The organism is Micromonospora sp. TSRI0369 (assembly GCF_001905625.1).
GTDB lineage: Bacteria > Actinomycetota > Actinomycetes > Mycobacteriales > Micromonosporaceae > Micromonospora > Micromonospora echinospora_A.
The window spans coordinates 66813-80926 of record NZ_LIVU01000007.1 but is presented as its reverse complement, the minus strand read 5'-3'; the positions used below and the strand labels follow the sequence as shown (position 1 = coordinate 80926).

The 14114-nt window shown below is 71.9% G+C and carries 8 protein-coding genes; 6 read left to right on the top strand and 2 right to left on the bottom strand.

The features are described from left to right. Window positions 1-3 precede the first annotated feature (3 nt). The 4 genes from AMK25_RS23555 (at window position 4) to AMK25_RS23540 (ending at window position 3612) form a co-directional block, all read left to right on the top strand. Window positions 4-1023, top strand: coding sequence for a hypothetical protein (locus AMK25_RS23555; RefSeq protein WP_073830571.1), 1020 nt, complete (start codon window positions 4-6; stop codon window positions 1021-1023). A 135-nt stretch (window positions 1024-1158) separates the two neighbouring features. Beyond that, window positions 1159-2817 (top strand): sodium:solute symporter family protein, encoded by a 1659-nt coding sequence (locus AMK25_RS23550; protein WP_073830570.1) that lies wholly within the window; start codon window positions 1159-1161, stop codon window positions 2815-2817. 17 nt (window positions 2818-2834) lie between these two features. Next, the gene (locus AMK25_RS23545; protein ID WP_073830569.1) at window positions 2835-3158 is read left to right on the top strand and encodes a hypothetical protein; all 324 of its coding nucleotides are present in this window, start codon (window positions 2835-2837) and stop codon (window positions 3156-3158) included. A gap of 70 nt (window positions 3159-3228) precedes the next feature. Then, on the top strand, window positions 3229-3612 hold the full coding sequence (locus AMK25_RS23540) for a hypothetical protein (RefSeq protein WP_073830568.1): 384 nt from the start codon (window positions 3229-3231) through the stop codon (window positions 3610-3612). Window positions 3613-3718: 106 nt separating this feature from the next. Here AMK25_RS23540 and AMK25_RS23535 read toward each other — a convergent pair whose 3' ends face one another. Then, window positions 3719-5527: a glycoside hydrolase family 6 protein gene (locus AMK25_RS23535; protein ID WP_073830567.1), complete on the bottom strand. Its 1809-nt coding sequence runs from the start codon at window positions 5525-5527 to the stop codon at window positions 3719-3721. 1121 nt (window positions 5528-6648) lie between these two features. Here AMK25_RS23535 and AMK25_RS23530 point away from each other — a divergent pair. Together AMK25_RS23530 and AMK25_RS23525 are read left to right on the top strand one after the other, a co-directional pair. Then, window positions 6649-8031 carry a hypothetical protein gene (locus AMK25_RS23530; protein WP_073830566.1) on the top strand — a complete coding sequence of 461 codons (1383 nt, stop codon included), beginning with the start codon at window positions 6649-6651 and terminating at the stop codon, window positions 8029-8031. Further along, window positions 8018-8908 (top strand): class F sortase, encoded by an 891-nt coding sequence (locus AMK25_RS23525; protein ID WP_198937658.1) that lies wholly within the window; start codon window positions 8018-8020, stop codon window positions 8906-8908. The genes AMK25_RS23530 and AMK25_RS23525 overlap by 14 nt, the downstream gene beginning before the upstream one ends. Window positions 8909-8972: 64 nt before the next feature. Here the strand turns inward: AMK25_RS23525 and AMK25_RS23520 are convergent, their stop codons facing one another. Further along, entirely contained in the window at window positions 8973-14042 is a 5070-nt protein-coding gene (locus tag AMK25_RS23520; protein ID WP_073830565.1) for an NAD-glutamate dehydrogenase, read from the bottom strand. Between the last annotated feature and the right edge of the window lie 72 nt (window positions 14043-14114).

Sequence of the window (14114 nt, the reverse complement as noted above, 5' to 3'; positions counted from 1 at the left end):
GCCATGCGCCAGGAAGAGCAGCAGGTCACGCAGGACCACCCCGAGGCCGTCCGGTCCGCGCCGGTACCGGTGCCGCAGCCGGGCGACCACGCCGACGGTCGGCACGACGCCGACCGGGCCGACGTGCCCGAGGACGTGCTCGACGACCGGGGCACCTTCGACGACCCGGCCGTCGCCGACGATCGCCGCGAGCCGGGAGCCGAGGATCGGCGCGACGACGACGGGCGTCCCCCGTTCCACGAGCCGGCGCCGCTGCCGACGGCGTTCGGCGCGGCCACGGTGGGCGACGCGGTCGCCGCGTCGGCGCTGGCCAGCGCCCGTCCGCAGGACGAGCGCGACGCCCGCGACGAGGACACGGCCGTGCCAGGTGACGGCGCGCCGGGCCGGACCGACGCGCTGGACGACGAGCGGGCCGACCCGACGGCCGGGGACCGCCTGCACGACCGGGACCGTTGGGACGCCGAGCACTCCGACGCCGACGACGCGGTGACCGACGACGTCGTCCGGGACGACGCGAAGGCCGACGGTGTCGTCCGGGACGACGCGGCGGCCGACGGCGCGGTCGGGTACGGCAGCGCCGAGCCGGGTCTGGTCGACCCCGACGCCGAGCCGGTCGCCGCGACCGACGAGGACGCCGGCCGGCACCACGACCGCGTCGACCCGGACACCGCCACCGCGGCGGCGGCCGGCGCGGCAGCGGCCGGCACGACCCTGGGCGGGGCGGACCGGCCCACGCCGGGCACGGTACCGGCCGACGCCGCGACGCTGTTCGCGCCGGAGGCGGCGCAGGGCTTCCGGGACCGCTGGCGCGACGTGCAGCTGCGCTTCGTGGACGACCCGCGCGCCGCTGTCGGCGAGGCCGAGTCGCTGGTCGAGGAGGCGATCGAGGCGCTCTCCACCGCCCTGCGCGAGCAGCGCACCCGGCTCGGCGCCTGGCAGGAGTCCGGCTCCACCGACACCGAGCAGCTCCGCGTCGCCGTGCGCGGCTACCGCGACTTCCTGGACCGCGTCCTGGGGCGCTGAGGCCCGCCGCTGAACCCCACTGAGCCCCGGCCGGCGACCCGGCCGGGGCTCAGTCGCGCCCGGACCGAACAGCAGGCATGAAACTTCGCAATCGGGGTACGTCCGGGCAGCAGTGCACACGAGGGGAGCACGGGCATGGGTGGCGGCGGTCTGCGTCTGGACATGAACGCGGTGGACTACCTGATCCTCGGGCTCTACTTCGTCACGGTGCTCGGCGTGGGTTTCGCCGCCCGGCGCGCGATCCGTACCAGCGTGGACTTCTTCCTCTCCGGCCGCTCGCTTCCCGCCTGGGTCACCGGCCTGGCATTCGTCTCGGCGAACCTGGGCGCGCTGGAGATCATCGGCATGGCCGCCAACGGCGCCCAGTACGGCATCATGACGGTGCACTACTACTGGATCGGCGCCGTGCCGGCGATGGTCTTCCTCGGCATCGTGATGATGCCGTTCTACTACGGCTCCAAGGTCCGCAGCGTCCCCGAATACCTGCGGCTGCGCTTCAACCGCCCCACCCACCTGCTCAACGCGATCAGCTTCGCGGTCGCGCAGGTGCTCATCGCGGGCGTGAACCTCTACGCGCTGGCCCTGATCATGCAGGCGCTGCTCGGCTGGCCGCTCTGGTTCGCGATCGTCGTCGGCGCGGTGATCGTGCTGGCGTACATCACCGTCGGCGGCCTCTCCGGCGCGATCTACAACGAGGTGCTCCAGTTCTTCGTGATCATCGCCGGTCTGGTGCCGATCACGGTGATCGGCCTGGTCAAGGTCGGCGGCGTGAGCGGCCTGATGGACGCCGTCCGGGACTCCAAGCTCGGCGAGGCCGGCCTGCACGCCTGGGAAGGCACCGGCAGCACCGACAACCCGCTCGGCGCGCACTGGCTGGGCATCGTGTTCGGCCTCGGCTTCGTGCTCTCCTTCGGCTACTGGACCACCAACTTCGCCGAGGTGCAGCGCGCCCTGTCCGCCCGCAACATGAGCGCCGCGCGGCGTACGCCGATCATCGCCGCGTACCCGAAGCTGCTCATCCCCGCGGTCACCGTGATCCCCGGCCTGATCGCCCTGGTCACCGTCAAGGGGCTGGGCGCCGACGAGGGCGACCTGGTCTACAACAACGCGATCCCGCTGCTCATGCGCGACCTGCTGCCCAACGGCGTGCTCGGCATCGCGGTCACCGGCCTGGTGGCCTCGTTCATGGCGGGCATGGCGGCGAACGTCAGCGGGTTCAACACCGTCTTCACGTACGACATCTGGCAGGCGTACTTCCGGCGGAACGAGTCGGACGAGCACTACGTGAAGGTGGGCCGGATCGCCACCGTGGGCGCGGTGGTGATCGGTATCGGCACCGCGTTCATCGCCGCCGGGTTCAGCAACATCATGAACTACATCCAGGCGCTCTTCTCGGTCTTCAACGCCCCGCTCTTCGGCACCTTCATCATCGGCATGTTCTGGCGGCGGATGACCCCGCTGGCCGGCTTCTGGTCGCTGCTGTCCGGCACGGTCGTGGCGACCGCCACCTACCTGCTCTACAAGGGCGGCGTGATCAGCTTCAACTCGGACCTGGAGGAGAGCTTCTGGGGCGCGGGCCTGGCCTTCGCCACCGTCGCCGTGGTGGCCGCGATCGTCACGCCGCTGACCCGGCCGAAGACCGACGACCAGCTGACCGGGCTGGTGTACGGCCTCAGCGACACCACGCTCGCCGACGACTCGCTGGCCGGCGACGCCGCCTGGTACCGCTCCCCGGTGCTGCTCGGCGTCGTCGCCGTGATCCTCGCCGCCCTGTTCTACATCCCGGTCTTCTAGAGGAGGGGACGCACGCCATGACAGACGACGCGGACCGCAATTACCAGGGCGGCGAGGCGCACGACCCGCTGGTCGACGAGACCGAGGACGCACGCGAGGAGCGCTCGGCGGCGGCCCGGCTGTTCGACATCCGCCGGGTGATCGGCGGCCTGTTCGTCACGTACGGGCTGATCGTCGGCCTGATGGGGCTCTTCGACACGTCCGCCGAGATCGAGAAGGCGCAGGGCCTACGGATCAACCTGTGGGCCGGTGCGGCGATGCTGGTGTTCGGTCTGCTGATGCTGCTCTGGCAGCGGCTGCGCCCGACCGAGACGCCGGAGCCGCGACGCGACGATGCCTGACCGTCCGCATGGCGCGGCCCGCACCGGGTACGCCCAGGGGATCAGGCGAAAGGGACAGGAGGGCAGCAGCATGACCGATCGTGACCGCGGTGGCGAGCGGCCGCTCGAGGAGACCCCCGAGGTGGCCGCTGCGGTGGACGACGACAGCACGGTGCCCCAGTTGCGCGCCGGCGGCACCGACCCGGACAACCCCACCTTCACCGAGCCCGACGGCGCGGTGCCCGACACCGGTTCGCCGAACATCATCGGTGACCCGTACGCGGCCGGGACCGGCGCGACCGGCACCGGAACGGGCGCGGCCCCGGACGGCATCCGTACCGGTGCCGAGCAGCCCTGGGAGCCGGAGGACCTGGTGATGGCCCGGGGCCAGGACATGACGCCGGAGAACCTGGAACGGGCCCGCCGCGACCTGCACGAGCTGGGCCGGGCCGCGATCGAGCGCACGGTTCCCTGACCCGGACGCCCGGGGGCCCCTGGCCGACGTGGGCGTCGACCAGGGGCCCGGGGAACCCGCGCGGGCGGTGCCTCACTCCCGCCGCCGCGGGTGGTACGGCAGCGCCTCAGGAGAGCGGCGGGTACGCGTTCTGCATCAGCTGCTGGAACTGAGCCGCGAACCACGCGCCGGAGATCGGCGCGTCCGGCAGGGCGCCGGACATGTTGTTGCCGTTGCGGGCGTTACCGGTGTACGTCGGGTCGCACATCCGGTCGAAGCCCTTGCCCTCGTTGTTCGGGATCTCCTTGCTGGAGCCGTCCGACTCACCCGGGGGCTTCACCCAGACGTAGGCGTCGATCCCGGTCTCCGGGTTGGCCCGCGGCCGCTCGCCGAGACCCGCGCCGGCCTGGTTGCACCAGTTGCCGGTGTGGAAGCGCCGGTCGACCCGGCCGCCGTCGACGTACGCGTCCACGCTGGTCGACGGGCCGGGGCCGGTCGGCCGGGCGGAGCCGCCCCAACCGTTGCGGGAGGTGTCGATCAGCATGCCGATGTTGCTGTCGAAGCCGACCGAGACCAGCTTCTGGCGGAACGCCTGGGCGAACGACAGCTCGTCGACGTACTGGTTCCAGTCGATCCACTTGGACTGCCGGACCGTCTGGCCGTTCACCGAGTCGGTGACCTTGACGTACGGCTCCTTCAACGCGGAGTAGTTCGCCGTGTTGACGATGAAGCCCTGCACGTTGGCGACGGTGCTGCCGGACGCCACGGCGGCGGCCTTGAGCTGGTCGGCGACCGGGCCGAAGTTGCTGTCCCAGCCGATCCAGCCGTGGTGGGCGGCGTCGATGTAGTTGTAGACGTTGCCGATCGCGCCCAGCTTCGCCAGGGCGTAGCCGACACCGTTCACGTACGCGCCGTTGGCCTTCACCGTGTCACACATGACGGTGCCGCCCGCGTTGCCCGAGGTGTTGGTCACCAGGTTGGGCAGCGAGTCGATCTCGATGATGTTGACGATGCGCAGGTTCCGGTACTTCGTGTCGCCCTGGATCGCGGCGATCGGGTCGATGTACTCGGACTTGTAGCGGGGCAGCTCGTCCGGGCCCAGCTCACCGTTGGAGGCGAGCGCCGAGCAGTCGCGGCCGGGCAGGTTGTAGATGACGAACTGGATGTAGCCGGCGCCCTGGGCGAGCGCGGCGTCCAGGTGTTCACGGACGCCCATCGCGCCGTTGGAGCTGCTGTCCGGCGTGCCGTTGATGGCGGCGATCCGGTCGAGCCAGACCGCGGTCGGGTTGTTCGACACCCGGTTGCCGCCGGACACCGACTCGGCCTTGGCCTTCCACTCGGGGTTCACGTACCCCTTCACCCCGGCGTACGGGTTGTCGACCCGCTGCCCGGGCGGCGGCTGCGACGTCGGCGGGGTCGACGTCGGCGGCGTGCTCGTGGGCGGCGTGCTGGTCGGCGGCGTGCTGGTGGGCGGCGTGCTCGTCGGCGGGGTGCTGGTGGTCGGCGTGCCGCCGTTGCAGACCGTGCCGTTGAGCGTGAACTGGGTCGGCTTGGGGTTGCTGCCGCTCCAGGAGCCGTTGAAGCCGATGGTGGTGCTGGCGCCGCTGGCGAGCGCCCCGTTGTACGACTCGTTCTGCGCGGTGACGTTCTGGCCGCTCTGGGACCACCGCGCGGACCAGCCGTTCACCACCCGCTGCGAGCTGTTCGGAAAGGTGAAGCCGAGGTTCCACGAGGTGAGCGCGTCACCGATGTTCCTGATGGTCACGGTGCCGGTGAATCCACCGGGCCAGTCGCTGGTCGTATAGGTCACGCTGCACTGGGTGGCGGCCTGCGCCGCGGTGACCGGGAGGGTCACCAGTCCACCGGCTACCAGGACGCCGGCGCTGGTCAGCGCGAGCGCCCGGTTCCGGCCGGACAGCCTTCTCCACAGATTCATGCCACTGATCTCCTTGGGCGAGACCGGATCCGCGTACGGCCCGGCGCAAATGGCGGCTGCGGTCGCCCTGCGGGAACGACCGTGCGCGCCACGGGTTACTTCGGGGGACGCCCGACCCGGACGGGCGTTGGGGGTGGTGGTGCCGACCGGTCCGCAGGACCGGCCGATGGAGCCGGACGTCGGCCGGTGAACCGGCTGCCCTCGACGCCTGAGCTCGCGGTGTGGCTCCCCGAACCGCGTGCAGCGATTCTTGCATGGGAGCGCTTCCATGGCAATGCCTCGATGCGCCTCGGGGCCCACCCTACCGCTCGCCCCGAACCCGCCCCATCAACCGCCGCCGCCCACCACCCGCCCGGACCCCGCCCACCAGCCGGCGCGCCCCACCAGCACGCCCGCCGCACAGCCGGCCCGCCGCGCTCGCCCCACCACCGTGCACCTCACCATCTGGCCCGCCGCACTCACCCCACGCACCGCGCGCCTCACCAGCCGGCCCGCCGCACAGCCGGCCCGCCGCACTCAACCCACCCACCCGTGCACCATCGACCCGCCGCGTTCGCCCCATCCACCGGTGCGCCGCCGGCCCGCCGCGCTCGCCCTCATCCACCTACAACCCCCCGTCCGCGGGGCGACGCCGGACCGCGGCCGGCGCCAGCGCGGCGGCGCCCGGCCCAGCCGGGCTCGCCGGCGACCGCCCCCGCGGGCACACCCCACCTCGCCGCGCCCACCCTCACGCCGGGCGGCGGCCCGCCCGGCGTGGGTGGAACGCCATGGGTGCCAAAACGGCCCGATGACACCCATGACGTTCCACCCACCGACGTAGGCGCGCCCTGCCTCCGACAGTCCGGGACGGGACGGGACGGGACGGGCGGAGCGGCGCCAGCGCCAGCGACGGCGACGGCGACGGCGACGGCGACGGCGAAAGGGGATGACGGGAACCGCACGAGCGGGATCCGCGTCACGGGGTCGCCGAAGTCGGGCCGATCGGCACGCGGCGTCGGGGACAGCGCGGACAGCGCCTGACCTCGACAAACTCCTAAAAGCGAATCTTTCCCCGGATAAGTCGCGAAAAGGTCTAACGTCGGCCTTAGCTCGACTGACGTCGGGCTCAGGACGAAACAGGGATGGAGACGCTGGTCATGGCTAAGAAGATGCTCGGGAAGGTGGTCGCGGGCGCTGCCCTCGGCGGCGCCGGCCTTCTCGTGTTCACCCCGGGATTGGCCTTCGCGGGCGGGCACGACGAGGGCAAGGTCATCGCCAAGCCGCACGTGGTGAAGGCCGGGGACACCGTCGAACTGCTCGCGATCTGCTCAGAGCCGCAGAAGCACGCCACGGTCTGGTCGAAGGTGACCGGCAAGGTCGACCTGCACCCGGCCCGTGACGGCGGGCACGGCGAGTGGGCCGACCGCGGCGGCGACTGGGGCGGCGACGAGGACTGGGGCTGGGACGACAAGGGCCCGGACGGCAAGGACGAGCACGGCAAGGGCCCGGACGGCAAGGACGAGCACGGCAAGGGCCCGGACGGCAAGGACGAGCACGGCAAGGGCCCGGACGGCAAGGACGAGCACGGCAAGGGCCCGGACGGCAAGGACGAGCAGGGCAAGGGTCCGGACGGCAAGGACGAGCAGGGCAAGGGTCCGGACGGCCGCGGTGAGCCGGGCGGGGACGGACACGGCCCGGGCGGGAACGCCCCCGGTGGCAACGGGCCCGGCGGGAACGGGCCCGGCGGGGACGGGCCCGGCGGGGACGGCATGCCGCAGCCTCCGGCGGACCAGCCTCAGCCGCCGGCCGGCCAGCCGGGCGGGCAGCCGCAGCCGGGTGGCGCGGGCGCCGGCACGGCCGTCGACCCGGGCGACTGGCAGGGGCACGACGAGTACGGCCAGGACGCCGAGCCGGGCTGGGAGAAGGAGAAGCCGGGCTGGGAGAAGGAGAAGCCGGGCGCGCCGGACTGGACCAGGGACGCGCACGGCCCCGACGGCAAGGACCGGTACGGCAAGGACGCCAAGGACGAGCACGGCAAGGACGACCGTGGCGGCCGGCCGGACGACAAGGGCAAGGACGGCAAGGACGAGCACAGCTCCTGGCAGGACGGCAAGGACGGCTGGCAGGACGGCAAGGACGACTGGCAGGCGAGCGGAGGCGCCTGGCAGGACGACAAGAGCGACTACGGCAAGGGCGACTACGGCAAGGACGCCGAGCGCGACTACGGCAAGGACGACAAGGGCGACTACGGCAAGGACGGCTGGGAGCACGGGAAGGACTTCGTCTACTACGGCGAGGCCACCGTCTCGCACGACGCCCGGCCGGGCCGGTACGAGCTGAAGGGCTCCTGCGGCGAGGGTGAGCTGGTGGTCCTGCCGCGCGGCGGGGTCGACGGCGGTGACGGTGGCATGGCGAGCACCGGTGTGGACCGCAACCTCGCCACCGGTGGGGCGGGCATGATCGGCGCCGCGGCGCTGGGCGGCCTGGTGCTGCTGCGTCGGCGGCGGGCCGGTGAGCTGGTCTGACCGGACGACGACCCGGGCCGGCGGCCGTCACGGGAGACCGTGGCGTGCCGTCGGCGCGGCCGTCGTCGTCCTGCTCGCCATGGTGGGAGCGGGTTTGGTCGGCGCGTCCGTCCGGACCGTCCCGTCGTCGCCCACCCCGCCGCAGCCGCTCGGGCAGGCGGGTCCGGTAGCCACCGGCCCGCTGACCGATCCGGACGGCGCCTACGCCGACCCGGACGCCGGAGGGGAGCCCACGTCCGACGTGACAGGGCAGGCCGTCCCGGGCGCCGAAGGGCAACAGACATCGGCCGCCGGAGGCGGATCAGCGCCGGCCACCGCCGCACAACCCGCACCGGGCTCCGCCGGGCAACCGGTGCCGGGCGGCAACGGGCCGACGCCCTCCGGCCCGGGCACCCCGGCCGCGGCCGGCCCCGCCCCGCTGCCCCGGTCCGCGCCGACGACCATCTCGATCCCCCGCATCGGGGTACAGGCCGAGATCATGTCGCTCGGCACGAATCCGGACGGCACGGTCCAGGTGCCCCCGCTGGACCAGGCCATGAAGGCCGGCTGGTACTCCCCCGGCGCCAGCCCGGGCGAGGCCGGCAACGCGGTGATCGTGGGCCACGTCGACTCTGCCCAGCTCGGCCCGGCGGTGTTCTTCAACCTCGGCGCGCTGGTGCCCGGCGACACGATAGTGGTCACCCGGCAGGACGGCAGGGCCGCCACGTTCACGGTGCGCGAGGTCGGGTCGTACCCGAAGACCGCCTTTCCCGCCGCGCAGGTCTACGGTCCGTCGGCCGTGCCCGCCCTGCGCGTGGTGACCTGCGGCGGGGTGTTCGACCGGACGGCCGGAAGCTACCTGAACAACATCGTCGTCTACGCCCCGAGGACCGGGTGAGGGCGGAGACGGCCGTGGCCCGGTGGTCGGTTCCCCGACCACCGGGCCACGCTCGGTTGAACGGTCAGGCCGCCGCCGAGGTCCGGACCAGGGTACGGATCTGGCGCAGCAGCACCGACAGCGCGGACAGGTCGGCGCGGGACTCGTCGAACTCACCCATCGCCCGGTGCGCCCGGTGGATCGAGGTGGCGTTCGCCTGCTCCCATTCCTGCACCCGCTCCACCGGTGGCACGTCGTCCGGGGTGGAGCCGAGCACCTCGGCGGTGAGCGCGGCCAGCGCGGCGTACAGGTCGTAGCGCAGCGCCATCCGGGCCAGCGTCTGCCACCGGTCCTCGCGCGGCAGCAGGGAGATCTTCGACAGCAGCGCGTCCACCCGGAACCGGTCGGAGAGCACGAAGTAGACCGAGGCCACCTCGCCCACGTCCCGCCCGGTCGCCTGCGCCGTCTCGACGATGTCGAGCAGGCCGAAGCTGTACATCAGGCGGGTCGCCTGCTCGGCCAGGTCACGCGGCAGCCCTCGGTCGACGAGCGACTCGATGTGCGCCGCGATGGCCTCCCGCTCGGTGCCCCAGAACCGGTGTTCCAGGTCCGGCAGGAGCCGGGCCACACCGTCGCGCAGCCGGGCGATCTCCGCCGGCACGTCGATCGGCGACCGGCGGTTGGTGACCAGCCAGCGCACCGCGCGGTCGAGCAGCCGCCGGGTGTCCAGGTAGACGGCGGTCTGCAACTCGGGCGAGACCTTGTTGTCCAGCGCCTCGACCGCGTCCCAGAGGTCACGCAGGCCGAACACCTCGCGGACCACCACGTACGCCCGGAGCACGTCCGCCGCCGAGGCGGCCGTCTCCTCGACCACCCGGAACACGAACGAGATGCCGCCCCGGTTGATGGCCTCGTTGACCAGGACCGTGGTGACGATGTCCCGGCGCAGCCGGTGCCGGCCCATCCGGTCGGCGAAACGCTGCCGCAGCGGCGTCGGGAAGTAGTTGACCAGGATGTCGGTCGTCCACTCCTCGTCCGCCAGGCCCTCGCCGACGATCTCGCGCTCCAGCACGATCTTGACGTACGCCAGCACCACCGCGAACTCCGGCGGGGTCAGCCCGGTCTCGGTGCGGACCGCCAGTTCCTCGTCCGACGGCAGCGCCTCCAGCGCCCGGTTCAGCGCGCCGGACCGCTCCAGGTCGTTGATCATCCGCCGGTGCACGGGGAGCAGCGAGGCTGCCTGGGCCTGGGCGTTGTTGAGCGCCCGCGCCTGGTCGTAGTTGTCCCGCAGCACCAGTTCGGCGACCTCGTCGGTCATCCGGGCCAGCAGATCGTCGCGCTCCGGCCGGTCCAGCTCCCCGTCGGCCACCGCCGTGTTGAGCAGGATCTTGATGTTGACCTCGTGGTCGGAGCAGTCCACCCCGGCCGCGTTGTCGATGAAGTCGGTGTAGATGCGGCCGCCGGTCGCTGCGTACTCGATCCGGCCCTGCTGGGTGAAGCCCAGGTTGCCGCCCTCGCCGACCACCCGGCAGCGCAGGCTCTTGCCGTCCACCCGGATGGCGTCGTTGGACTTGTCGCCGACCTCGGCGTTGGTCTGGCTGGACGCCTTGACGTAGGTGCCGATGCCGCCGTTCCAGAACAGGTCGACCGGCGCGGTGAGGATCGCCTTCATCAGCTCCTGCGGGCTGAGCTGCGTGACGTCCTCGTCGAGGCCGAGCACCGCGCGGACCTGCGGTGTGATCGGCACCGACTTGGCGGTACGCGGGTGGACGCCGCCGCCTTCGGAGATCAGCTCGCTGTCGTAGTCCTCCCACGACGAGCGCGGCATGTCGAACAGCCGCTTGCGCTCCTCCCACGACCGGGCCGAGTCCGGCTCCGGGTCGAGGAAGATGTGCCGGTGGTCGAACGCGGCCACCAGCCGGATGTGCTTCGACAGCAGCATCCCGTTGCCGAACACGTCGCCGGACATGTCGCCGACGCCGACCACAGTGAAGTCCTGCGTCTGGGTGTCGTGCCCCAGCTCCCGGAAGTGCCGCTTGACCGACTCCCAGGCGCCCCGGGCGGTGATGCCCATCTTCTTGTGGTCGTAGCCGGCCGAGCCGCCGGAGGCGAACGCGTCGCCCAGCCAGAAGCTGTGCGCCTCGGAGATCTCGTTGGCGATGTCGGAGAACGTCGCGGTGCCCTTGTCGGCGGCCACCACCATGTACGGGTCGTCGCCGTCGTGCCGGACCACGTCCTCGGGCGGCACGATCTCGCCGCTGACGATGTTGTCGGTGACGTCCAGCAGCGCGGAGATGAACTCCTTGTAGCAGGCCACCGCCTCGTCCCGGTCGCCCGGCTTCTGCTTGAGCACGAAGCCGCCCTTGGCGCCGACCGGCACGATCACCGCGTTCTTCACCATCTGCGCCTTGACCAGGCCGAGCACCTCGGTCCGGAAGTCCTCGCGCCGGTCGGACCAGCGCAGGCCGCCGCGGGCCACCGGCCCGTAGCGCAGGTGCACGCCCTCGAACCGGGGCGAGTAGACGAAGATCTCGAACTTGGGCCGCGGCGCGGGCAGGTCCGGGATGGCCTGCGGGTCCAGCTTGAACGCCACGTACGGCTTGGGCCGCCCGCCCACCGGCTTCTGGTAGAAGCTGGTGCGCAGCGTGGCCTGGATCAGCGTCAGGTACGCCCGCAGGATGCGGTCCTGGTCGAGGCTGGCCACCTCGTCCAGCGCCTCGCCGATCGCGTCGACCAGCTCGGCGCTGCGCTGCCGGCGCTCGTCCAGCGTGGTGGCGCCCGGGGCGAACCGGGTCTCGAACAGCTTCACCAGCAGTTCCGCGATCTGCGGGTACGCGATGAACGTCTGCTCCATGTACTCCTGGGAGAACACGGTGCCGGCCTGCCGCAGGTACTTCGCGTACGCGCGCAGCACGACGACCTGCCGCCACGTGAGCCCGGCGCGCAGCACCAGCTCGTTGAAGCCGTCCACCTCGGCCTCACCCCGCCAGGCGGCGGCGAAGGCGTTCTCCACGTGCGGGCGCACCTCGGCCAGGTCCTGGTGCCGCTCGGGCAGCTCCAGGCCGAAGTCGTAGAGCCAGATCCGGCCGTCGACGCGCTCCACCTCGTACGGGTGCTCGTCGACCACCTTCACGCCGAGCGAGTGCAGCACCGGCAGCACGGCGGAGAGCATCATCGGCTCGCCGTACCGGTAGACCTTGAACCGCACGTCCATCGCCTCGTCGGCGTCGGCGGCGCGGCCCGCGTACGGACGCGGCGGCGCCTGCTTGCGGAACAGGTGCATCTCCAGCTGGCCGGGCTCCTCCAGCAGCTCCAGCTTCGCCAGGTCCTTCATCGCCTCGTACGGCGTGTGCCCGTCCTTGTAGCCCTCCGGGAACGCGTCGGCGTACCGGCTGAACAGGTGCTTGGCCTGCTCGTCGCCGAGCTTGCGCTCCAGCACCAGCCGGTAGTCGTCGTCCCAGAGGCGGGTCGCGTCGGCCAGCTCCTCGGCGAGCAGGTCGGCGTCGATGTCACCGGGCGGGTTGTTCGGGTCGGTACGCACGATGAAGTGCACCCGGGCCAGCATCGACTCGGTCACCCGCGTGGTGTAGTCGACGCCGACGCCGTTCAGCTCGCGCAGCAGGATGTCCTGCATACGCAGCCGGTTCTGCGTGGTGAACCGGTCCCGCGGCAGGTAGATCAGGCACGAGATGAACCGCCCGTACGCGTCGCGGCGCAGGAACACCCGCAGTTGCCGGCGGCCCGCCATCCGCAGCACGCCGATCACCGCGTGGTACAGGTCGTCGGTCTTGATCTGGAACAGCTCGTCGCGCGGATACGTCTCCAGGATCTGCAACAGGTCCTTGCCGGAGTGGCTGCGCAGGCTCAGGCCCGAGCGGTCCAGCACCTCGGCGACCTTGCGCCGGACCACCGGCAGCTCCTGCACGCTGGTCCGGTACGCGGCGGTGGAGAACAGGCCGAGGAAACGCCGCTCCCCGACCACCTCACCGGCCTCGTTGAAGATCTTGAAGCCGATGTAGTCAAGGTAGGCCGACCGGTGCACAGTGGCACGCGAGTTGGCCTTGGTGATGATGAGCAGGCGCTTCTCCAGCACCTTCTCGTGCGCCTCGGGCGTCATCGAGTTCAGCGACCGGGCCTCCGGCGAGTCGGAGCGCAGAATGCCCAGCCCGGTGCCGAGCACCGCCTCCAGGGCCTGCCCGCCGCCGCGCGCGCCGTCGGTGTCGACCAGCCGGTACTCCCGGTAGCCGAGGAACGTGAAGTGGTCGTGCGCGAGCCAGCGCAGCAGCTCCACCGAGTCGGTGATGTCCTTCTCCGGCACCGGCGGGCGATTGTCCGACGTCCGGGCGGCGGCCAGCTCGTCGGCGAGGGCGAGCGCCCGCTGCCGCATCTTGGGCCAGTCCTCGACCGCCTCGCGCACGTCGGTGAGCACCCGCTGCAACTCGCGGCGCAGCGCCTCCCGCTCGGCCGGGTCACGGATCGGGTCGATCTCGATCCGCATCCAGCTCTCGACCAGGTCACCGGCGATGGCGTCGTCCGGCTCCACGTCCGCGGAGACCTCGGTGAGCCGGCCGAGCGGCTCGCGCCGCACCACGACCAGCGGGTGCACCAGCAGGTGCACGTCGAGGTGACGGGAGTTCAGCAGGGCGGTCACCGAGTCGACCAGGAACGGCATGTCGTCCGTGACGATCTCGACGACCGTGTGGTGCTGCTCGGCGTCCGGCTCGTGGATGCGCAGCTTCAGCTCGCCCGGTACCCGCTGCTGGGCTAGGTCCCGGTGCGCCCGCGCCGCCTCCAGCATCTCCTCGGCGGTGAAGCCGATCAGCTCCTCGTCCGGCGCGAACCGCCAGAAGCGGTCGACGAGTGTCGCCGCGTCGTGGTCGTCGCCGGCGAGCGCGACCGCCTGGGCGACCAGCCGCTCCGCGTTGGGAACGGGCTCGTCCAGCTCGGCGTCCTCCGACTCGTCACCCAGCGCCTGCGTCGGCAGGCCCAGGTCGTAGAGGGTGTCGATGCTGGAACCGGTCATCCCGGTCACTCCTGTGTCGAGACGGCTGAAACCGTCCCCGTCGGTCGCCGAATCGAAGCTGTCGTCGTCGTCCCGGCCGGTGTCAGCCTGCCGGAGGTCGGGTCCCGGTTTGATCGCCGGACGCCGGTCCATCGGTGCCACTCCCCTCGACCCACCGCACTGTGGGTCACTCTGCCGCCCAGCCTAGGCCCTACCGCGCGGTAC

Bases quoted from the DNA above. Each gene is read 5' to 3' on its own strand.
- AMK25_RS23555 (WP_073830571.1), top strand. From the start codon at position 4: ATGCGCCAGGAAGAGCAGCAGGTCACGCAGGACCACCCCGAGGCCGTC.
- AMK25_RS23550 (WP_073830570.1), top strand. From the start codon at position 1,159: ATGGGTGGCGGCGGTCTGCGTCTGGACATGAACGCGGTGGACTACCTG.
- AMK25_RS23545 (WP_073830569.1), top strand. From the start codon at position 2,835: ATGACAGACGACGCGGACCGCAATTACCAGGGCGGCGAGGCGCACGAC.
- AMK25_RS23540 (WP_073830568.1), top strand. From the start codon at position 3,229: ATGACCGATCGTGACCGCGGTGGCGAGCGGCCGCTCGAGGAGACCCCC.
- AMK25_RS23535 (WP_073830567.1), bottom strand. From the start codon at position 5,527: ATGAATCTGTGGAGAAGGCTGTCCGGCCGGAACCGGGCGCTCGCGCTG.
- AMK25_RS23530 (WP_073830566.1), top strand. From the start codon at position 6,649: ATGGAGACGCTGGTCATGGCTAAGAAGATGCTCGGGAAGGTGGTCGCG.
- AMK25_RS23520 (WP_073830565.1), bottom strand. From the start codon at position 14,042: ATGGACCGGCGTCCGGCGATCAAACCGGGACCCGACCTCCGGCAGGCT.